Here is an 18,979-nt window from a genome sequence, read left to right as displayed (position 1 = left end):
CCATGCGGTTCGCGCGCGCAGCGGTCTTTTTCGCCGCGGCTCTCGCCGCCCTCGCGCCGCAGGCGGGGCGGGCGTTCGACGCTTCGGGCGGCGCTGACGACTGCCTTCTCGACAAATGCGCCGACCATACGGACGCGGCCGCGGCGACAGGCGTTCGCCCCGCCCGGGCGGCGCGCGGCGCGCGCGGGACAGCCGGCGACTTCGACTTCTATGTGCTTGCGCTGTCCTGGTCGCCCGGCTTCTGCCGCACGCCGGCCGGCGCGCGCGCCAAAAGCCAGTGCGCGCCGGGCGGTGGCCTCGGCTTTGTGACGCACGGGCTCTGGCCGCAATATGAGCGCGGCTATCCGCAGTTTTGCCCGTTCGGCGCGCAGACGCCGTCGCGCCTCGCGCTTCAGGCCGCGGCCGACGTCTATCCGAGCGAGTCGCTCGCCCGGTATGAATGGCGCAAGCACGGCGTCTGCTCGGGCAAAAGCCCGACCGATTATTTCGCCGACGCGCGCCGCGCCATGAACATGGTCGTCACGCCGCCGGCCTTCCTGAAGCCGACGCAGGACCAGAGCTGGACGCGGCTCGACGTGGAGCGCGCCTTTCTCGCCGCCAACCCGCGTCTGCGCCCCGGCATGATCGGCGTGGTGTGTCGCGGCGACGCGCTCGCCGAGGTCCGGGTCTGCATGACGAGGGATCTGCGCGGCTTTCGCGCCTGTCCCGAGCTCGCGCGGCCGGCCTGCCCGCCAGGCGCCATCGTCGCCCCGGCGCCGCTTTGACCTTTCGCCGTCTTCGTCGCCCGCGCCTGTCGGCGGTTCGTGACGCGGCCGCCGTCGCCCGCCAAGCCGGCGGCGCGCTTTCGTGAACTACGCGCACGATTTTCACGCAGGCAATTTTGCCGACGTCTTCAAGCATGTCTTTCTTGTCCGCGCGCTGCTTTATCTCGCGCGAAAGCCGGCGCCGCTGCGCTATGTCGAGACCCATGCGGGAAGCGGGCTTTATGATCTTTCGGGCGAACGCGCCGAAAAGACCGGGGAATGGCGCGCCGGGATCGGCCGGCTGGCCGAGGCCGCGCTCGCCGCCGACGCGCTCGCCCTGCTTGCCCCCTATCTCGATCTTGTCGCCCCGCGCGTCCAGGGCGAGGCGCCGACCTATCCGGGCTCGCCGCTGATCGCCCGGGCGCTGCTGCGCGGGCAGGACCGGCTCATCGCCTGCGAGCTTCATCCGCAGGCGTTCGCGCGCCTCGCCGAAGCGCTTTCGGGCGACGCGCGGGCGAAGGCCGTGGAGATCGACGGCTATCTCGGCCTCAAGGCCTTCGTCCCGCCGCCCGAGCGGCGCGGCCTCGTGCTGATCGACCCTCCCTTCGAGGACCGCGGCGAATTCGCCCGGCTCGCCGGCGCGCTGCCCGCCGCCCTGCGCAAATGGCCGACCGGGGCGTTCATGCTGTGGCTGCCGATGAAGGATGATTCGGCGCCGGCCTTCCTGACCCGTCTCGGCGACGAAGTGAAGCCGCTCGGGCGCGGCGTCCTGCGGCTCGAACTCGGGATCACGCCCGTCGCGCAGGGCGGCCCGCTGGCGCGCACGGCGCTCGTCGTCGTTAATCCGCCTTACGGATTCGACGACGAAGCGCGCGTGATCCTGCCGGAGCTTGCGCGCGTCCTTGGCGCGCAAGGCGCCTCGTGGCGCGTCGACTGGCTCGCGCCGGCTCCTTGAGGTTTATTTTCGGGCGCCTGAGCCCGGAACGCCGCCGCGGCCGTTCTTGATCGATAGAGAGAGGTCCGCGCCGGAGGCCGCGCCGTGAACAGAAGCTTGCCGCTCATCTTCGCCGCCGTTTGCGGCTTCGCTCCGGCGCCCGCCGGCGCGCTCGACCTGTGTTTCAAATCCTGCCTCACGCCGCGCATGAGCGCGCCCGACATGGACGACCGCGCGATTCGCGAGGCGCTCTCCGCCTGCCGCAGCCAGTGCGAGGACGAGGCGAAGCAACGCCTCGCGGCGCTCGGAGAGGACGAAAGCCTGCGCGCCTGCGCCGCTGCGCCGCTGAGCGAGGCGGAGTTCCGGCGCGTGCGTTCGGCGAGCCCGTCCGTCGTCGGCGTCGCCGGCGCCTTCCTGTGGGAGGTCGACAATGTTCTGCCCGACAAGATCATCCGCCGCGTCGAGATCTCGACCCAGAACATGGAGCTTCAGGAGGTCGTCATGGGCGCCGGCGGCTACGCGGCGCCGGGCGAGCGCGCGACCTTCATGATCGGCCATGTCGCGGACGGCTATCCGGCGGTGCGGCTGTCGTCGCGCGTGCGCGCGATCTACGCATGTCCCGCGCCGCAGCCGGCGAAATAAGCCGCCCGTGCTCTGGCCAGGGGAGGCCGCGCGCCGTAAAGGCTGCGGCGTCGCTCCCACGGGGTTTTTTACATGATGCAGCTTCGCACGTCGCCCGCTTCGCCCTTCGGCAGGAAGGTCCAGCTCGCCGCCGCGCTTCTCGGCCTTTCGGACGAGATCGAGATCGTCCCGACCGACACGTCCGACCCGGCGAGCGGCCTTCTCGAGGTCAATCCGCTGGGCAAGATCCCGACGCTGACCCTCGACGACAAAACGACCTATTACGACAGCCGCGTCATCGTCGACTATCTCGACCATCGCGCCGCCCGCGACGGGCGGGTCGGGGCGGGGCTCATTCCGGCCGAGCCTGCGGCGCGCTTCAGGGCGTTGACGCAGGCCGCGCTCGCCGACGGCCTGATGGAGGCGAGCCTGGCGCAGATCTATGAGGTCCGCGCGCGCAAGGCCGACAAGCAGGATCCGGCCTGGATCGAGAAACATGCGGGCAAGGCGGCGCGCGCGCTTGCGGCCTTCGAGGCCGCGCCGCCAGACGGCGCCCGCAGCGTCGCCGACGTCGGGCTCGCCGCCGCGCTCGGCTATCTCGACCTGCGGTTCGCCGGCGCATGGCGCGAAAGCCATCCAAAGCTCGTCGCCTGGCTCGCCGCCTTCGCCGCCGAGACGCCGGCCTTCGCGCTGACGGCCGCGTAGGCCGCCGCGCAGCGGCGGGCTGTGCGCCGGCATGCGCTGGCACACAGCCCGCCCGGCGCGGGCGCGGCATGGTTAACGCGCCGGATGAAGGTCCGGCGCGACAGCCAGCGGCTTGCAGCAGGAGCGCGTCCCATGCCGGCCATCCGTTCTTTTGTCCTGCGCGCGCGCCGCGCCGGCGCCGTCATCGTGCGGCTGTGGCTCGGCGCGTCGCTCGCGTCGCTCGCCGTTCTTTCTCTCGCCCTGTGTTCGAGCTATCTAATGGGCGGCGCCGCGCCGGCGACGATCCTGTATGGATTTCTGCGCGCGGCCGGCGCCGCGCAGCCGGTCGCGGCCGTAGCGGCCGGCGCGGTCATCGCGGCGCTATGTCTTTGCGCGCCGCGCCGTCTCGTTCGGGCGCCGCAGCGCGCCCCATCTCCGCAAGGCCGCCATGCCTCCGCATCCGCTCCGCGTCGCCTTTTCTAACGTCCTTCTTGTCGTCGCCGCGCTCGCCGCGTCCCCCGCCGGCGCCGCCGCGCCGGCGCCCCTCAACGACTACCCGACCGAAGCGCGCGCCGACTATGTCTTCGTATGCATGAAGACCAACGGCGAATCGCGCGACGCGCTGCATCGCTGTTCCTGCGCCATCGACGTCATCGCGAGTCTTCTGCCCTATGAACGCTATGAGGCCGCCCAGACGGTCGGGAGCATGAACCTCGCGCTCGGCGCGATCGGGACCATGTTCCGCAACAGTCCGCAGGCTCAGGACATGGCGAAGGAGTTGCGCCGCGCGCAGGCCGAAGCCGAAGTTCGCTGTTTCTGAGCGTCGCTCCACTTCCGCTCTACAGCATGATTGCGATGCAACATTTGCTGTTGCGTCGCAACACAAGTCTTCGAATGACTTTTTCTCGATCAATTAGAAAAATCACCTATTGACCGGGCGGGAGTCCCCGTCTCGCCGTTCTGCGGCGACGACGTTCCGCCGCCTCTTACCTTTGGCGTAGAGCCTTTAAGATCAGCAGGTTGCGACAGCTCGGGGGGCCGGCAAAACGCGCCCGTCCGACCATTCGGGATAATTTTCCATTTCCTTCGGGACTATTGTGTCGCAGGTCCGGCCATATTATACAGAGGCCGTTGATTTCCGGCTTCATGAGCGGCAGGTCGGGGCCGTCGCTCTCTTCGAAGACGGGAGCGTGACTGGCGTCCGCGCGGTGAAAATCGCGCCGTCGGTTTCGCTGTGGTGGTGACACGCTGCCGGAAACACAAACAAGAAGCGCTGCCGGACGCAGACATAAGCTCCGCAGTCGCATACATATGGTCCGGAGGAAATAATGCGCAAACTGCTACTGTCGTCCTGCGTCGCCGTAACTGCGCTGTCGGCGGGCGGAGCCTTCGCGAACGACGGCGTCGTCGCCCTGCAGAAAGACGCCAAGAACTGGGCGCTGCCCACAGGCGACTACGCCAATCATCGCTTCTCCGAGCTGAAGCAGATCACCAACAAGAACGTCAAGGATCTCGTTCCCGTCTGGACCTTCTCGACCGGCGTGCTGCGCGGCCACGAAGGCAACCCGCTCGTCATCGGCGACGTGATGTATTTCTCGACGCCGTTCCCGAACATCGTCTACGCGCTCGATCTCAACAACGAAGGCCGCATCATCTGGAAGTATGAGCCGAAGCAGGATCCGAGCGTCATTCCTGTGATGTGCTGCGACACCGTCACCCGCGGCGTCGCCTATGGCGACGGCAAGATCCTCCTCGGCCAGGCCGACAACACCCTCGTCGCCCTCGACGCCAAGACCGGCAAGCCGATCTGGTCGGTCAAGAACGGCGACGCGGCGAAGGGCGAGACGCTCACCGCGGCTCCGCAGGTCGTCAAGGACAAGGTCCTCATCGGCATCTCCGGCGGCGAGTTCGGCGTGCGCGGCTCGATGACCGCCTACGACCTCAAGACCGGCAAGCGCGTGTGGCGCGGCTACTCGATGGGCCCTGATTCCGACACGCTGATGGATCCCGAGAAGACCACCACGCTCGGCAAGGCCGTCGGCAAGGATTCCGGCACCAACACCTGGGAAGGCGATCAGTGGAAGATCGGCGGCGGCACGACCTGGGGCTGGATCTCCTATGACCCGGATCTGAACCTCGTCTACTACGGCTCCGGCAACCCCTCGACCTGGAACCCGGTGCAGCGTCCCGGCGACAACCGCTGGTCGATGACGATCTGGGCGCGCGACGCCGACACCGGCATGGCCAAATGGGTCTACCAGATGACCCCCCACGACGAGTGGGACTATGACGGCATCAACGAGATGGTGCTGACCGAGCAGAAGATCGACGGCAAGGAGCGCAAGCTTCTCACCCATTTCGACCGCAACGGCTTCGGCTACACCCTGGACCGCACCAACGGCGAACTGCTCGTCGCCGAAAAGTACGATCCTGTGGTGAACTGGGCCACCAAGGTCGACATGGACAAGAGCTCGAAGACCTACGGCCGCCCGCTCGTCGTGCCGCAGTTCTCGACGGCCCATGGCGGCGAGGACTTCAACACCCAGGGCATCTGCCCGGCGGCCCTCGGCACCAAGGACCAGCAGCCCTCGGCCTACTCGCCGATCACCGAGATGCACTACGTGCCGACCAACCACGTGTGCATGGACTACGAGCCGTTCCGCGTGAGCTACACGGCGGGCCAGCCCTATGTCGGCGCGACCCTGTCGATGTATCCGCCCAAGGGTTCGACCAACATGGGCAACTTCATCGCCTGGGACGCCAAGAAGGGCAAGATCATCTGGTCGAAGCCCGAGCAGTTCTCAGTGTGGTCGGGCGCTCTGGCCACCGCGGGCGACGTCGTCTTCTACGGCACGCTCGAAGGCTATCTGAAGGCGGTCGACGCCAAGAGCGGCGACGAGCTCTACAGGTTCAAGACGCCGTCGGGCATCATCGGCAACGTCATGACCTATGAGCACAAGGGCAAGCAGTACGTCGCCGTGCTCTCGGGCGTCGGCGGCTGGGCCGGCATCGGCCTCGCGGCCGGCCTCACCGATCCGAACGCCGGTCTCGGCGCGGTCGGCGGCTATGCGGCTCTGTCGAACTACACGGCGCTCGGCGGCCAGTTGACCGTCTTTGCCCTGCACGGAAAGTAACAGCCTGTCTGCAAGGACATAAGACTGACTGGACCTCGGCGCTTTGCGCCGAGGTCTTTGCGCGTTGGAAAAGCAAAGAGGAAAGTTTCGTGCAAAAGAGCTTCCGCGTTCGGGCCTTCTCGCTCGCCCTCCTGCTGGCCTCGTCCGGCGCCGCCCTCGCCGACCCGCCTGGGGATCCGACCGCCGTCAAGGAAAACGAAAAGGGCGAATGGTTCGACGCGCAGGGAAACCCGACCTACAAGGTCGAGGCTGACGGCAAGCTCGACTGGTTCTCCTATTCAGGCTTCCGTCGCTACCACGCCGAATGCCATGTCTGCCACGGCCCCGACGGCGAAGGCTCGACCTACGCCCCGGCGCTCAAGAATTCGCTGAAGCGATTCGATTATTCGGAATTCGTCGGCATCGTCGTCGGCGGCCGCAAGAACGTCACGAGCTCGACCGAAAGCGTCATGCCCGCCTTCGGCGACAACAAGAACGTCATGTGCTACATCGACGACCTCTACGTCTATCTGCGCGCGCGCTCGACCGAAGCCATTCCGCGCGGGCGTCCCGCCGGCCGCGTCGACAAGACTCCCGCGGCGACCGAGGCCGAGAAGGCCTGTCTGGCGGGAAGCTGATGGCCCGGGGCCCGGTTCGCTCGCTTCTTTTCGGGGGCCTGCTGGCCGCAGTCCTCGCCGCCGGCGCGCCTCCGGGCGCGCTGGCCGAGGGCGCGGACGACGCCGCGCTCGAACTCGTCGATCCCGACGTGCTGCGGGTCTGCGCAGATCCGCGCGACCTGCCGTTTTCGAACGAAGCCGGCGAAGGCTTCGAGAACAAGATCGCCGATCTGCTCGCAAAGAAGCTCGGCAAGTCGGTCGCCTACGCCTATTATCCGAATTCGACCGGCTTCGTGCGCAACACGCTCAACGCGCATCGCTGCGACGTGATCATGGGCATGCCGCAGGGCGAGGACATCGCCCAGGTGACGAACCCCTATTACCGGGCGTCCTACGCCCTGGTGGTGAAGGCCGGCGGCGACCTCGACGGCGTCGAAACCCTGTCCGACCCGAAACTCAAGGGCAAGAAGATCGGCCTCGTCGCCGGCACGCCGCCCGCCACCATGGTGGCGCTCAACGGCCTCATGTCGACGGTCAAGCCCTATCCGCTTGTCGTCGACACGCGCGCCGACGCGCCGCCGGCCGACATGATCAGGGATCTCAAGAACGGAGACATCGACGTCGCGATTCTCTGGGGCCCGATCGCCGGTTCGCTGACGCGCGACTCAAAAGACACGCTCAAGGTCGTTCCGCTGCTGCATGAGACCAAAGGGCCGCGCATGGTCTATCGCGTCGGCATGGCGGTGCGCCATTCCGATCAGGAATGGAAGCGCGAACTCAACCGTTTCATCGCCGAGAATCAGGCCGAGATCGACAAGATCCTCGCCTCCTACGGCGTGCCGCTGCTTGACGAGAGCGACAAGGTCAAGGCCAACTGACCTTCAGGAGCGGGGCCGCCGCCCCGCCTCGCCGTTTTGCGCGGCGTCAGTCCATCGCAGCCTGGACCGCGCGGGCGACGGCGAAAATCCGCTGCTCGACGAGCGTCGGCGCCTCGCACGCGAAGGTCAGCGACTTGCGCCCTTCCTCGAACAGCCGCAGGTCGAGCTGCAGCTTCTGCGTCTCCGGGTCGTTCGCCGGCTCGACGTCCGTGCGCATGCCAGGCTCCGCCGAAGCCTTTTTCTGGATGGCGGCGTTTTCGGCGCGGATGGTCTTGGCGAGCGCCTTCTGCTTGCGGTCGAAGCGCTTCAGGCCGTCGATGATCTGCGCGCGTTCGGCGTTCAGCGTCTCAAAGGCGCCGGCGAAAACCGCGACGAGCTTTTCGGTCTTCTGCGCGCCGGCGGCGGCGGCGAAGGCGTCGATTTCTTTTTCGGCCGTTTCGACCGGCGTGCGCCGCGCCGAAATCCGCGCGACGAGCTGGGCGACCGTCTCGTCCTTGCTCCATTCCACGCCGTCGATCGGCGGCCCGGACCACACGGCCGCCGGCGAAACGGTTTCGACGAGAATCTGCTTGCAGGGCCAGTCCGAAGCCGCGGGCCTGTCCGCCTCTTTCGGCGTCTCCCCGGCCCATGACGGCGACAGCGCGGCGAACGAGATCAGGACGCCGCAGGCCGCGGCGGCTCCGCGCGAAATATGCATGTTTCTCTCCCTGCCGCCCGATTCGCGCGGGCGTGGCGAAGGCTGCGCGCGGGGCCGAAGATTGACGGAGCCGGCGTGGCTGCGCCAGAGTGAAAAGAACTGCGGCGCCGGGGACGGGCGTCTTCGCATCCGACCGCTTCGCATCTAACATAAGCGATCGGCGTTCGTCCTGCGGCTCGGCGCGAAGATTGAACAAAAGGCCGGAAGGCCGCAAGGAGGAAACGGCGATGGGGATGATGGCCTTGGTGCTCACCGTCTGCGCCAGCGCGCAGCCCAGTCTGTGCGAGGAGCGCAATCTCGTCTTCGTCGACCAGGGCCAGAGCCTGGCGGAATGCGCCATGTACGCGCCGCCGACCATCGCCGACTGGGTCGATCGTCACCCCGGCCGCTTCGTCACGAAATGGCGCTGCAGCTATCCGGGGCAGGAAGGCAGCGACCTTTGAGCGAGGTGCTTGGCGCCTTTGGCGACCGCAGCCTTGCGGCGCGGCGCGACAGCTTTCTGGCGCGGCTCGGCGAGGGCTTCGTCATCATGGGCATCGTCAATGTGACGCCCGACTCCTTTTCCGACGGCGGACGCTTCCTGTCGGCGGAGTCGGCGCTGGCCCAGGCGCGCAAGCTCGCGGCGGAGGGCGCGCAGATCGTCGACGTCGGCGCCGAGTCGACGCGCCCGGGCCATACGCCCGTGCCGGCCGAGGTCGAGCGCGCGCGGCTCGCGCCCGTGCTGCGGGCGATCGTCGAGGGCGTCGCCGTGCCGGTTTCGGTCGACACCTCCAAGGCGAGCGTCGCCCGCTTCGCGGCGGAGCAGGGCGCGAGCGTGATCAACGACGTCTGGGGCCTGCAGCGCGATCCGGCGATGGCCGAGGTCGTCGCCGAGACGGGCGCGGCCGTGGTGCTGATGCACAACCGCGACGACGTCGACGCCGCGCGGGACGTCGTCGACGACATGCGCCGCTTCTTCGACGTCTCGCTCGCCATCGCCGCAAAAGCCGGAATTCCCCGCGAACGGCTCATGCTCGACCCGGGAATAGGCTTCGGCAAGACGCGCAGGCAGAATTTCGAGGCGCTGCACGGGCTCGGCGCGCTCAAGGCCTATGGTCTGCCGATCCTCGTCGGCCTGTCGCGCAAATCCATGCTGCGCGATCTCGCGCCCGACGGCTCGACGGCGCAGGTCGAGCCTCGGCTGGTGGCGACGCTCGCCGCCAATCTCGCCGCGGCGGCGCGCGGCGCGACCATCTTCCGCGTGCATGACGCGGCCGAACATGCGGTGGCCTTCAGGGTGTTCGATGCCGTCGAGCGCCCCTGACGCGCCGCCGGGCGAGGTCGCGATCGGCCTCGGGATCGGCAGCAACATCGGCGACAAGCCGGCCAATGTCGCGCTTGGCCTCGCAAGGCTCGAGGAACGCGGGGCGGTGCGGATCAAGGCCGTGTCCTCGATCTACCGCACCGCGCCGTGGGGCTATCTCGACCAGGAGGATTTCGCCAACGCCTGCGCGCTCGCCGCGACCCGGCTCGACCCGCAGGCCCTGCTCGCCGAGGTCAAGGGCGTCGAGGCGGAGATCGGCCGCACGGCGGGCCTGCGCTGGGGGCCGAGGCTGATCGACATCGACATTCTGTTCTATGGCGACGCGGCGTTCGAGTCGCCGGACCTCGTGCTGCCGCACAAGGAGCTGTTCCGGCGCGCTTTCGTGCTGCGGCCGCTGGCCGAGATCGCGCCCGGGCTGACGCTCGGCGGGCGCAGCGTGAAGGAGGCGTCGGACGAGCTCGGCGCCGACGGCGTCGAGCTCTGGTTCAGGCCGTCTTCCCCCCGGTGACGGTCACGCGCTCGGCGAGCCCCGGCGGCACGAAGCCGAATACACGGCCGTAAAAATCGAGCTCGAGCTCCAGCACGCGCTTCAGCGTCTCCGCCTTGCGGAAGCCGTGGCCCTCGCCTGAAAACAGATAAAAGGCGACGGGGAGCCCCCGCGCCTTCATGGCGTCGGCCATGGCCTCGGCCTGATTGGGCGGCACAGTCTTGTCGTCGGCTCCCTGAAAGAAAATGATCGGGCAGGCGAGCCGGTCGAGATGGTTGATCGGCGAGCGTTCGGCGTAGAGCGCCTCGGCGCCGGGCAGGGGGCCGATCAGCCCGTCAAGATAGCGCGATTCGAATTTATGCGTGTCGCGCGCGAGCAGCATGAGGTTGGCGACGCCATAGAGGCTCGCGCCGGCTTTGAACACGTCGCCCGAGGTCAGCGCCTTGAGCGTGGTGAAGCCGCCCGCGCTGCCGCCGCGGATCGCCATGCGCGCGCCGTCGACAAGGCCGCGCCGCGCCAGAAACAGGGCGGCCGCCTCGCAGTCGGCGACGTCGACGACGCCCCAGGCGCCGTCGAGCAGGCGGCGATAGGGGCGCCCAAAGCCCGTGGAGCCGCCATAGTTCACGTCGACCACGCCGAAGCCGCGGCTCGTCCACCACTGGACGTTGAGGCTGAAATGATTGGTCGTCATGCTCGTCGGCCCGCCGTGGCTCAGCACGACGAGCGGCGGCAGGGCGCCGTCCGGGCCGCGCCAGTCGCGGTTTGCGGGCGCGTACCAGAAGGCGTGGCCCGCTCCATGCGCGGTCGGGAAGGAGATCGGCTCGCCGATCGAGACGGTTTCAGGCGGCAGGACGGAGGGCGCGGCGACGCGCAGGCGCTCCGGCGGGTCCGCGAGGGCGGCGCGAAACGCCACATAGGGCGGCGCGTCGGGCGGCGTCGCGACATAGGCCGCGCCCGCGCCGACCGGGGCCGGACAGTCGAGAACCTGGCCGAAATCGTCGAGCATGCGCAGCGCGCCGCGCTCGATCAGGCCGACGCGGCGCACGCCGTCGCGCACGACCGAAACGAGAATCGTCCCGTCGGGCCGGAACGCGTAAAACCGCTGGCGGAACACCCAATGCGGGCCGCCGATCTCGGCCTCTACGGGACAGAGCGCTTCGACGGCGTCGCCGCAGCGCGCGTAAAGGTTCCACCAGCCGCTGCGGTCGGACGAGAAATGCAGCACGCCCTGCGGCGACCAGGCGGGCTGGACGATCGCCTCCGGCGCGCCGGCGCCGGCGATTATGCTCGTGACTCCCGGCGCGCCCCCTGCGTCGAGCGCGGCGCAATAAAGGCGCGTCGCGTCCCACGGCATGTCGGGATGGTCCCAGGCGAGCCAGGCGAGTTCGCCGCCGTCCGGCGACAGGCGGGGCGAGCTCAGAAAATCCGGGCCCCGGACCAGGACCGTCTCGCCCGGCGCGTCGAGCGCGAGCGCGACGATCGCCGCCTCCGGATCGTTCGGCGGCCGGCCGCGATGATCCTCGCGCACGGCGAGGACGCGGCGATGCGCGGGGTCGAACTCGAAATCGGCGTAGCGGCAGCCGTCCGGCGTCGGCAGGCGGCGCGGGGCGGACGCTTCCTCGATCAGCCAGACGGAGCCGTCGCCGCGCTCGCTGTAGACGACAAGGCCGGCGGCGACGGCGTAGGCGCCGCCGCCATATTCATGGACGCGCGTTCCGACATTGGCCGCCGGCGGCGCCGTCTCGACGATCGTCCCGTCCGCGCCGCGCCGCATCAGGACCTGCCGCCCGGCCTCGGCCGGACGGCCTTCGAGCCAGTAGACGGCGTCGCCAAAAGCCGAAAGCCCGCCGAGGCTGATCGCCGTGGCCGTCATGAGCTCGGTCGTGACGGGAGAAGGCCAGGCGCCGCAGGGCGCAATCGTCTTGACGTGTTCGCTGGTCACGGGCGGGCTTCTCGCGGTCGAAAGGGCGCCGGCATTATGGCCGGCGGGCGCGGAGACGGACAAGGGCCGGCGCGATTGGCTCCGGGCCCGGAACAGGATAATATAGCTCGGTCCTCCGTGCCGGCTGAACGCGGCGGACCGTTGGTCGTCAGCCGCGGCGCAGGAGCGCAAATGCTGAATCCGAAGAACGACGCGGACGCGAAAGAGGCCGGCAAGGCCGAGCCGTCGCGCAGGCGTCCGGACAGGGGAGAGGCGGCGGCGCTTGCGATCGAACTGCGGTTGCCGAACGGCGGCTGGTTCGGCGAAGAGGAGTTCGCCGTGATCGAGGCGATCCGCTCGCAGCGCTCGATCATCGGCGCAAGCCGCGCGCTGGGGCTGTCCTATCGCAAATGCTGGCTCGTCGCGGACATGCTGAACCGCTGCTTCGAATCGCCCGTCATCATGACCTATCCGGGACGGCGCAGCGGCGGCGCGGAGATCAGCCAGTTCGGCGACCGGCTCGTGGCGCTCTATCGTTCGATCGGCCGCCATGCGGCGACCTCGGCCAAAAAGTCGCTCGACGAGCTCACCGGCTCTCTCGACTGGAGCTTCGACCCGAAGGCCAGGGTCGCCGCTCCGGCGAACGAAGCCGGCTGAGGTCCTGACCCGAGATCGCCACGGCCTTGATCATCACCCAGGCGCGCAGGCCCTCGACCAGCGCGAGCCGCTCGACCGATTCGCCGGTGACCAGAGAATGCATGCGCGTCGATCCGAGGCTGAAGGTGACCCGCACATAGGGCGGCGCCAGCCATTCGATCTCGACGATCTCGCCGGGCATGCGGTTGGTGATCGAGACGTCCATCGGCCGCGACAGGGCGATTGAGACGTCGCTGGCGTCAATCCGCACCTCGACCGTCGCGCCGACCGGGTCGTCGATCAGCGGCGCGCGCAGTTCGCCGTCCTCGAAGAACAGCGTCGTCATGGCGGCGACGGGATCATGGCGCAGCACGCGGGCGACGAGGATGGCGGCCAGAAGCGGGCGAGCGTTTCGCGCCGTCTTGGGGGATGCGGCGTCGCCGCCGGCGGTCATTCTGTGCGGACTCTCAGGTGACGCGATGCAAAAGGCGCGGCGGAGGCTTCGCGGGAAAGCGCCGCCTTTCGCTTTATGGCGCGGCGCGGGCGCGCTGTCGAGCCGCGACTTTCCCATGAACGAAGGCGAAGCCGGGCGGCGGGCGCAGGACGCCTATTTTTTGGGGGGCGTGAAGCCGATCTGAAGCGATTCGCGGGCGTTCTGCGTCAACGCGCCCTGAACCTTGTGGGCGATCGTTCCCAGCAGCCAGGGAAGCTGCGCCTCGATCCGAAGCTGGTCGGGCATGACGTCGATCTGCGCCGTCACGGTCTGGCCGAAGGCCACGACCCTGACGTCGGCCTTGTCCCCGACCCATTTGACTTCAGTGTGGGCCACCTTGTCGACATAGGCGCTGCGCAGCATTTCGATGCGGTCGCAGACGCGCTTTTTGGCGTCGGCGGCGCCGAGTTGGTGCGGCACGGTGATTACGATCGATTTCGACATGGACGCCCTTCGCTCCCTTGCCCATATATTTCCTATGTAGAGAGCGGGGGCGGCCGGCGAAATAGCGTCGCCGCGCAAAAGTCGACGCGCCGGCGCGTCGACTTTGGCCGGCGCGGAAACTAGCCTCGGTTCGCCGGCGCGTCCGCGATGCGGCCCGCATCGAAGGAGCATCAGATGTCAGCGTCTCAATCATCGCAAGACGCCGTCAGCGTCAGCATGCCCATCAAGGGCATGCATTGCGCGTCCTGCGTCGCCCGGGTCGAGAACGCGGTCGCCGCCGTGCCGGGCGTCGCCGAAGTCGCGGTCAATCTCGCGACCGAGAAGGCGACCGTGGCTTTCGCCGGCCCGGTCGACCTCGACGCGGTCGTCGCGGCGATCGACAAGGCGGGTTTTTCGGCTGTGCTTGCTTCGGCGACCTTCGAAATCGGCAATATGAGCTGTCAGAATTGCGTGCGGACCGTGCGCGAGGCGTTCGAGAACGTCGCTGGCGTCGTCGAGACCACGGTCGACCTCGCCGCCGGCCAGGGCGTGGTGCGCTATGTGGCCTCCCTGACGACGCCCGCCGCGATCGCCGGCGCCGCCACGGCCGCCGGATACCCGACGCGCGAGCTGACGCCCGAGGCCGAGGCGCCGACGCGGACCGAGGAGCGACGCGAAGAAGCGGACGGCCTCGCGCGCTCGACGCTCATCGCGGCCCTGCTCACGCTGCCCGTCTTCGCGCTCGAGATGGGGTCGCATTTCATTCCGGCCGTGCATGACTTCGTCATGACGCGGATCGGCATGCAGAACGCGCGCGTCGCCGCCTTCGCGCTCACGGCCGCCGTGCTGTTCGGCCCGGGCTGGCGCTTTTTCAAGGCCGGCGTCCCGGCGCTTCTGCGCGGCGCGCCCGAGATGAACTCGCTCGTCGCCCTCGGCGCGGGCGCGGCCTTTCTTTATTCGACGCTCGCCACGTTCGCGCCGGGGCTGTTCCCGGCCGGGACGGCCGAAGTCTATTTCGAATCCGCGGCGGTGATCGTCACGCTGATCCTGTTCGGCCGCACGCTCGAGGCCAGGGCCAAGGGCCGGGCCGGCGCGGCGATCGAGACGCTGATGGGGATGCAGGCGAAATCGGCCTTCGTCCTGCGCGGCGGCGAGCCCGTCGAGACTCCGCTCGACGAGATCGTCGCGGGCGACGTCGTGCGCGTCAGGCCCGGCGAAAAAATTCCGCTCGACGGCGTCGTGGTCGAAGGCGCCTCCCATGTCGACGAATCCATGTTGACGGGCGAGGCGCGGCCCGTCGCGAAGGGCGTCGGCGACGAGGTGGTCGGCGCGACGCTCAACGGCTCGGGCAGCCTCTCGTTCCGCGTCACCCGCGTCGGCGACGAGACGACGCTCGCCAGGATCGTCAGGATGGTCGAGGCCGCGCAGGCGGCGAAGCTTCCGATTCAGGCCGTGGCCGACAGGGTCGTCGCCTGGTTCGTGCCGGCGGTGATGGCGGCGGCGGCCCTCACCTTCGTCGTCTGGATGATCTTCGGCCCGGCGCCGGCGCTGAGCCATGCGCTCGTCGCCATGGTCGCCGTGCTCATCATCGCCTGTCCCTGCGCCATGGGCCTCGCCACGCCCATGTCGATCATGGTCGGCGCGGGGCGCGGCGCGGAGCTTGGCGTGCTGTTCCGCAAGGGGGATTCGCTGCAGCGCCTGTCCGAGCCGCGCACCGCCGCGCTCGACAAGACCGGCACCGTCACAAGGGGCGCGCCGGAACTGACCGACCTCGTCGTCGCCGACGGCGTCGCGCGCGACGATCTGCTCGCCGCCGTCGCGGCGGTCGAGGCGCGCTCCGAGCACCCGGTCGCGGCGGCGATCACCGCCATGGCGCGCGCGAAAGGGCTCGCCCTGAAGCCGGTCGACGGCTTCGTCGCCACGCCGGGCTTCGGCGTCGAGGGCGTGGTCGAAGGGCGCCGGATCGCGGTGGGCGCGGACCGCTTCATGAACACGCTCGGCGTCGACGTTTCGAGCTTCGCCGCCGAGGCGACACGCTTCACGCAGGAGGCCAAGTCCCCGCTCTACGTCGCAATCGACGGAAAGCCTTCGGGCCTCATCTGCGTCGCCGATCCGATCGCCGACGGATCGGCAGAAGCGGTCGAGACGCTGAAAGGCCTCGGCATGAAGCTCGTCATGGTCACGGGCGACGCCCAGAAGACGGCCGCCGCGATTGCCCGCGCCGTCGGGCTCGACCGCGTGCTGGCGCAGGCCCTGCCGCAGGACAAGGTGGCCGAGGTGCGACGCCTGCAGACCGAGAACGGTCGCGTCATTTTCGTCGGCGACGGGGTGAACGACGCGCCCGCGCTCGCTGCGGCCGACATCGGCGTCGCCGTCGGCAAGGGCTCGGACGTCGCCATCGAGGCGGCGGACGTCGTGCTCGTCGGGGGCGACCTGCGCAGCTTCGCGTCGGCGGTGGGCCTGAGCCGCGCCACCATGCGCAACATCAGGGAGAACCTGTTCTGGGCCTTCGCCTATAACGTGGCGCTCATTCCCATCGCGGCCGGCGCGCTCTATCCGCTGTTCGGCGTGATGCTGTCGCCGATGCTGGCGGCGGGGGCGATGGCGTTCTCCTCCGTTTTCGTGGTGTTCAACGCGCTGCGCCTCAAGCGCTACGCCCCTCCGGCCGGAGCCGCTCCGACGCCGCCGGCCGCCGTCGAGAACGGCGCCGCCGGCGGCCTCGCCGACCTGCCCAAGGCCGCCGAATAGCGGCCCGGGGCGCGCCGCGTCGCAGGGCGGCGCTCATATAGGCGCGCGCCGCGCTTCATGCTAACAGCCTGCCTGTCGCAACAAGGCAGGCGGTCAGCATGTCGCAAGAGTTCCGCCGCGCCCACCGGGCGCTGATTTCCGTCTCGGACAAGACGGGCCTCGTCGATTTCGCGCGCGCGCTCGCCGAATTTGGCGTCGAGCTGATCTCGACCGGCGGCACGCATGCGGCGCTGGCCGGCGCCGGGCTCAAGGTGACGGACGTCGCCGACGTCACGGGGTTTCCCGAGCTCATGGACGGGCGGGTCAAGACGCTGCATCCCAAAGTCCATGGCGGGCTCCTCGCGATCCGCGAGAACCCCGAACATGAGGCGGCGATGCTCGCCCATGACATCCTTCCGATCGACCTTCTCGTGGTCAATCTCTACCCCTTTCAGGCGACGGTCGACGCCGGCGCCGATTTCGACGTCTGCATCGAGAACATCGACATCGGCGGGCCGGCGATGATCCGCGCCGCCTCCAAGAATTTCAACGACGTGGCCGTCGTGGTCGCGGTCGAGGACTATGCGCCCCTGCTCGACGAACTGAAGGCCAACGGCGGCGGCACGACGCTCGCCCTGCGCCAGAAGCTGGCGCAGAAAGCCTTCGCGCGCACTGCGGCCTATGACGCCGCCGTCTCCAACTGGCTCGCCGAGCAGGTCGGCGTCGACGCGCCGGGCTTTCGCGCCTTTGGCGGCGCGCTGCGCCAATCGCTGCGCTACGGCGAGAATCCGCATCAGCGCGCGGCCTTCTACGCCGCCGGCGAGCGCCGTTCCGGCGTCGCGAGCGCGCGCCAGCTCCAGGGCAAGGAGCTGTCCTACAACAACATCAACGACGCCGACGCCGCCTTCGAGCTCGCCGCCGAATTCGATCCTGCGCGCACGGCCGCCGTCGCCATCATCAAACACGCCAACCCCTGCGGCGTCGCCGAGGCTGGAACGCTGGCGGAAGCCTATCGGCTCGCCCTGCGCTGCGATCCCGTTTCAGCCTTCGGCGGCGTCGTCGCGCTCAACCGCGCGCTCGACGCCGACGCCGCGCGCGAGATCGCCGAAATCTTCACCGAGGTGATCATCGCCCCCGACGCGAGCCCCGAAGCCGTCGAGATCATCGCCGCGAAGAAGAACCTGCGCCTGCTCGTGACCGGCGGACTGCCCGACGCGCGCGCGCCGGGCGTGACCTTCAGGCCGGTGGCCGGCGGGCTTCTTGTCCAGACGCGCGACAACGCCGTCGTCGACGACATGGAGCTCAAGGTCGTCACGCGGCGCGAGCCGACCGACGCGGAATGGCGCGACCTTCTGTTCGCGTTCCGCGTCGCCAAGCATGTGAAGTCGAACGCCATCGTCTTCGCGCGCGGCGGGGCGACCGCAGGGATCGGCGCGGGCCAGATGAGCCGCGTCGATTCGACCCGCATCGCCGCCCTGAAGGCGGCCGAGGCGGCCAGCGCCGCAGGCCTGCCCGAAAGCCTGGCGCAGGGGTCGGTCGTAGCCTCCGACGCTTTCTTCCCCTTTGCGGACGGCGTCGAGGCGGCCCTGGCCGCGGGCGCGACGGCCCTGATCCAGCCGGGCGGCTCCGTGCGCGACGCGGAAGTGGCGGCCGCCGCCGACGCCGCCGGCGCGGCCATGGTCTACACGGGCGTGCGCCATTTCCGGCACTGAGCGCCGGGCCTGGCGGTTTTCGACGCTTCGGCTCCAGCTTCAGAACGCCCGCCGGCTTTGGCGGGCGTTTGTTTTCGCCCCTCGCGCGTCCGGGGCAGGGTACGCCCGGGACGTAATTATGCTGCGATGCAAGAACAAGTAACGCCCTGTTAAATTTTGCGAAACCATCGCCAAAATTATTTTGAGCACGGCGCCGCGGGAAGGTGTGGTAAGTCACCTACGGTTCAGGTCGAACCAGCGATAGTGGCCTCAACAAAGCGGATCAGCCCCCGTCAAGCCTCGGGAAAGCCATCGCCGCTATCGTCGTCCGCGTCGGAGAGTGTTATGTACGTCAGCAATACGGAATTCGTGAACGGCGCGCGCGTGATCCAGCCGATCGGCAAGATCAGCGCAGCTTCCGCCTGGCACGCGGCCGAAGCCTCCCAGGAAGACTGGCGCGACGCCGCGCTGCAGGCCCTGATCCGGCGCGCCGAAGACGTAGACGCCGACGCCATCATCGACGTCTCTTATGAGAGCGACTCGGTCACCCCGGTCGAAGAGGCCGGCGTCCGCCTGCGTCGTGTCCGCGCCGTCGGCACCGCCGTCCGGCTCGGCGCGCCCGCCTGATCGGCCGGTCCGGCCCGATGTGATCGGGCCTGAGGGCGTCGGGCCTGATTTGACGACGGATGAACGCGGCGCCGCCGCCGGAAAGCTTCGACCGGGCGCTTCGCCGTCCGGTCGATATAAAGAGCCCCAGCCCATGGCTGCGGCTTCGCGTCGGACGCCTCGCCCTGCCGTGTTTTTTGGCTTCCGGCGCGAAAGCCTGCCGGTCAAAGCTTTGACGACGAAACGTCCTTGAGGCGAAAATTGGCGCGAGAGTCTCGTCCGTCTTTCGCAGGGGGCCGGCCCGGCGGACGCCGCAGGTTCAGGTTCTGCCGCGAGGCGATTGAAACCGCAGCGGCCGCTCGGCCACGAGCCCAATCCCGCTTTCTTCTCAAAATGCAAAAGAAA

19 protein-coding genes are annotated in these 18,979 nt (G+C 68.9%); 15 read left to right on the top strand and 4 right to left on the bottom strand.

The window, feature by feature from the left end; genetic code table 11:
* Window positions 1-2 precede the first annotated feature (2 nt).
* The 8 genes from ACILRB_RS02700 to ACILRB_RS02665 all read left to right on the top strand — a co-directional run bounded on the left by ACILRB_RS02700 (window position 3) and on the right by ACILRB_RS02665 (window position 7,590).
* The gene (locus tag ACILRB_RS02700; RefSeq protein WP_395664755.1) at window positions 3-764 is read left to right on the top strand and encodes a ribonuclease T2 family protein; all 762 of its coding nucleotides are present in this window, start codon (window positions 3-5) and stop codon (window positions 762-764) included.
* A gap of 82 nt (window positions 765-846) precedes the next feature.
* Window positions 847-1,698, top strand: coding sequence for a 23S rRNA (adenine(2030)-N(6))-methyltransferase RlmJ (locus ACILRB_RS02695; RefSeq protein ID WP_395664754.1), 852 nt, complete (start codon window positions 847-849; stop codon window positions 1,696-1,698).
* Window positions 1,699-1,782: 84 nt separating this feature from the next.
* Window positions 1,783-2,319, top strand: a complete 537-nt coding sequence (locus ACILRB_RS02690) for a hypothetical protein (protein WP_395664753.1) — start codon at window positions 1,783-1,785, stop codon at window positions 2,317-2,319.
* Between the two features lie 72 nt (window positions 2,320-2,391).
* The gene (locus tag ACILRB_RS02685) at window positions 2,392-3,003 is read left to right on the top strand and encodes a glutathione S-transferase family protein (RefSeq protein ID WP_395664752.1); all 612 of its coding nucleotides are present in this window, start codon (window positions 2,392-2,394) and stop codon (window positions 3,001-3,003) included.
* 427 nt (window positions 3,004-3,430) lie between these two features.
* A complete protein-coding gene (locus tag ACILRB_RS02680) occupies window positions 3,431-3,802 on the top strand; it encodes a hypothetical protein (RefSeq protein ID WP_395664751.1) in 372 nt (123 codons plus the stop codon).
* 508 nt (window positions 3,803-4,310) lie between these two features.
* Entirely contained in the window at window positions 4,311-6,116 is a 1,806-nt protein-coding gene (gene xoxF5, locus ACILRB_RS02675) for a lanthanide-dependent methanol dehydrogenase XoxF5 (RefSeq protein ID WP_395664750.1), read from the top strand.
* Between the two features lie 134 nt (window positions 6,117-6,250).
* Window positions 6,251-6,733 carry a c-type cytochrome, methanol metabolism-related gene (locus ACILRB_RS02670; protein ID WP_395664818.1) on the top strand — a complete coding sequence of 161 codons (483 nt, stop codon included), beginning with the start codon at window positions 6,251-6,253 and terminating at the stop codon, window positions 6,731-6,733.
* Entirely contained in the window at window positions 6,733-7,590 is an 858-nt protein-coding gene (locus tag ACILRB_RS02665; RefSeq protein WP_395664749.1) for a substrate-binding domain-containing protein, read from the top strand. Before ACILRB_RS02670 ends, ACILRB_RS02665 begins: the two co-directional genes overlap by 1 nt.
* 46 nt (window positions 7,591-7,636) lie before the next feature.
* Here ACILRB_RS02665 and ACILRB_RS02660 read toward each other — a convergent pair whose 3' ends face one another.
* The gene (locus ACILRB_RS02660) at window positions 7,637-8,287 is read right to left on the bottom strand and encodes a hypothetical protein (protein WP_395664748.1); all 651 of its coding nucleotides are present in this window, start codon (window positions 8,285-8,287) and stop codon (window positions 7,637-7,639) included.
* 233 nt (window positions 8,288-8,520) lie between these two features.
* Here ACILRB_RS02660 and ACILRB_RS02655 point away from each other — a divergent pair, with 233 nt between their 5' ends.
* From ACILRB_RS02655 to folK, 3 genes are read left to right on the top strand one after another with little or no spacing between them, the layout of a single operon-like run.
* Window positions 8,521-8,730, top strand: coding sequence for a hypothetical protein (locus ACILRB_RS02655; protein WP_395664747.1), 210 nt, complete (start codon window positions 8,521-8,523; stop codon window positions 8,728-8,730).
* Complete coding sequence (gene folP / locus ACILRB_RS02650) at window positions 8,727-9,590, top strand: dihydropteroate synthase (protein WP_395664746.1); 864 nt, start codon at window positions 8,727-8,729, stop codon at window positions 9,588-9,590. The genes ACILRB_RS02655 and folP overlap by 4 nt, the downstream gene beginning before the upstream one ends.
* Window positions 9,571-10,098, top strand: coding sequence for a 2-amino-4-hydroxy-6-hydroxymethyldihydropteridine diphosphokinase (gene folK / locus ACILRB_RS02645; RefSeq protein WP_395664745.1), 528 nt, complete (start codon window positions 9,571-9,573; stop codon window positions 10,096-10,098). Before folP ends, folK begins: the two co-directional genes overlap by 20 nt.
* On the opposite strand, the gene ACILRB_RS02640 is transcribed toward folK, so the two are convergent.
* Window positions 10,076-12,019 carry a S9 family peptidase gene (locus ACILRB_RS02640; RefSeq protein ID WP_395664744.1) on the bottom strand — a complete coding sequence of 648 codons (1,944 nt, stop codon included), beginning with the start codon at window positions 12,017-12,019 and terminating at the stop codon, window positions 10,076-10,078. The two genes, folK and ACILRB_RS02640, sit on opposite strands and share 23 nt — an antisense overlap.
* A 171-nt stretch (window positions 12,020-12,190) precedes the next feature.
* On the opposite strand from ACILRB_RS02640, the gene ACILRB_RS02635 reads away from it, so the two are divergent.
* Window positions 12,191-12,655: a winged helix-turn-helix domain-containing protein gene (locus ACILRB_RS02635; RefSeq protein ID WP_395664743.1), complete on the top strand. Its 465-nt coding sequence runs from the start codon at window positions 12,191-12,193 to the stop codon at window positions 12,653-12,655.
* On the opposite strand, the gene ACILRB_RS02630 is transcribed toward ACILRB_RS02635, so the two are convergent.
* Together ACILRB_RS02630 and ACILRB_RS02625 are read right to left on the bottom strand one after the other, a co-directional pair.
* Window positions 12,585-13,088 carry a TOBE domain-containing protein gene (locus ACILRB_RS02630; RefSeq protein ID WP_395664742.1) on the bottom strand — a complete coding sequence of 168 codons (504 nt, stop codon included), beginning with the start codon at window positions 13,086-13,088 and terminating at the stop codon, window positions 12,585-12,587. The two genes, ACILRB_RS02635 and ACILRB_RS02630, sit on opposite strands and share 71 nt — an antisense overlap.
* 153 nt (window positions 13,089-13,241) lie before the next feature.
* Window positions 13,242-13,571 (bottom strand): polyhydroxyalkanoic acid system family protein, encoded by a 330-nt coding sequence (locus ACILRB_RS02625; protein ID WP_395664741.1) that lies wholly within the window; start codon window positions 13,569-13,571, stop codon window positions 13,242-13,244.
* Between the two features lie 174 nt (window positions 13,572-13,745).
* On the opposite strand from ACILRB_RS02625, the gene ACILRB_RS02620 reads away from it, so the two are divergent.
* The 3 genes from ACILRB_RS02620 to ACILRB_RS02610 all read left to right on the top strand — a co-directional run bounded on the left by ACILRB_RS02620 (window position 13,746) and on the right by ACILRB_RS02610 (window position 18,595).
* A complete protein-coding gene (locus ACILRB_RS02620) occupies window positions 13,746-16,298 on the top strand; it encodes a heavy metal translocating P-type ATPase (RefSeq protein ID WP_395664740.1) in 2,553 nt (850 codons plus the stop codon).
* Window positions 16,299-16,396: 98 nt separating this feature from the next.
* A complete protein-coding gene (purH, locus tag ACILRB_RS02615) occupies window positions 16,397-17,989 on the top strand; it encodes a bifunctional phosphoribosylaminoimidazolecarboxamide formyltransferase/IMP cyclohydrolase (protein WP_395664739.1) in 1,593 nt (530 codons plus the stop codon).
* A gap of 324 nt (window positions 17,990-18,313) precedes the next feature.
* Window positions 18,314-18,595, top strand: a complete 282-nt coding sequence (locus ACILRB_RS02610; protein WP_395664738.1) for a heavy metal-binding domain-containing protein — start codon at window positions 18,314-18,316, stop codon at window positions 18,593-18,595.
* Window positions 18,596-18,979: the final 384 nt, after the last annotated feature.

The organism is Methylocella sp., from assembly GCF_044226135.1.
In the GTDB taxonomy this organism is placed as follows: domain Bacteria; phylum Pseudomonadota; class Alphaproteobacteria; order Rhizobiales; family Beijerinckiaceae; genus Methylocapsa.
This window is presented reverse-complemented; position numbering and strand designations above follow the sequence as displayed.

Bases quoted from the DNA above. Each gene is read 5' to 3' on its own strand.
- ACILRB_RS02700 (WP_395664755.1), top strand. From the start codon at position 3: ATGCGGTTCGCGCGCGCAGCGGTCTTTTTCGCCGCGGCTCTCGCCGCC.
- ACILRB_RS02685 (WP_395664752.1), top strand. From the start codon at position 2,392: ATGATGCAGCTTCGCACGTCGCCCGCTTCGCCCTTCGGCAGGAAGGTC.
- ACILRB_RS02680 (WP_395664751.1), top strand. From the start codon at position 3,431: ATGCCTCCGCATCCGCTCCGCGTCGCCTTTTCTAACGTCCTTCTTGTC.
- xoxF5 (WP_395664750.1), top strand. From the start codon at position 4,311: ATGCGCAAACTGCTACTGTCGTCCTGCGTCGCCGTAACTGCGCTGTCG.
- ACILRB_RS02665 (WP_395664749.1), top strand. From the start codon at position 6,733: ATGGCCCGGGGCCCGGTTCGCTCGCTTCTTTTCGGGGGCCTGCTGGCC.
- ACILRB_RS02660 (WP_395664748.1), bottom strand. From the start codon at position 8,287: ATGCATATTTCGCGCGGAGCCGCCGCGGCCTGCGGCGTCCTGATCTCG.
- ACILRB_RS02655 (WP_395664747.1), top strand. From the start codon at position 8,521: ATGATGGCCTTGGTGCTCACCGTCTGCGCCAGCGCGCAGCCCAGTCTG.
- folK (WP_395664745.1), top strand. From the start codon at position 9,571: ATGCCGTCGAGCGCCCCTGACGCGCCGCCGGGCGAGGTCGCGATCGGC.
- ACILRB_RS02635 (WP_395664743.1), top strand. From the start codon at position 12,191: ATGCTGAATCCGAAGAACGACGCGGACGCGAAAGAGGCCGGCAAGGCC.
- ACILRB_RS02630 (WP_395664742.1), bottom strand. From the start codon at position 13,088: ATGACCGCCGGCGGCGACGCCGCATCCCCCAAGACGGCGCGAAACGCT.
- ACILRB_RS02625 (WP_395664741.1), bottom strand. From the start codon at position 13,571: ATGTCGAAATCGATCGTAATCACCGTGCCGCACCAACTCGGCGCCGCC.
- ACILRB_RS02620 (WP_395664740.1), top strand. From the start codon at position 13,746: ATGTCAGCGTCTCAATCATCGCAAGACGCCGTCAGCGTCAGCATGCCC.
- purH (WP_395664739.1), top strand. From the start codon at position 16,397: ATGTCGCAAGAGTTCCGCCGCGCCCACCGGGCGCTGATTTCCGTCTCG.
- ACILRB_RS02610 (WP_395664738.1), top strand. From the start codon at position 18,314: ATGTACGTCAGCAATACGGAATTCGTGAACGGCGCGCGCGTGATCCAG.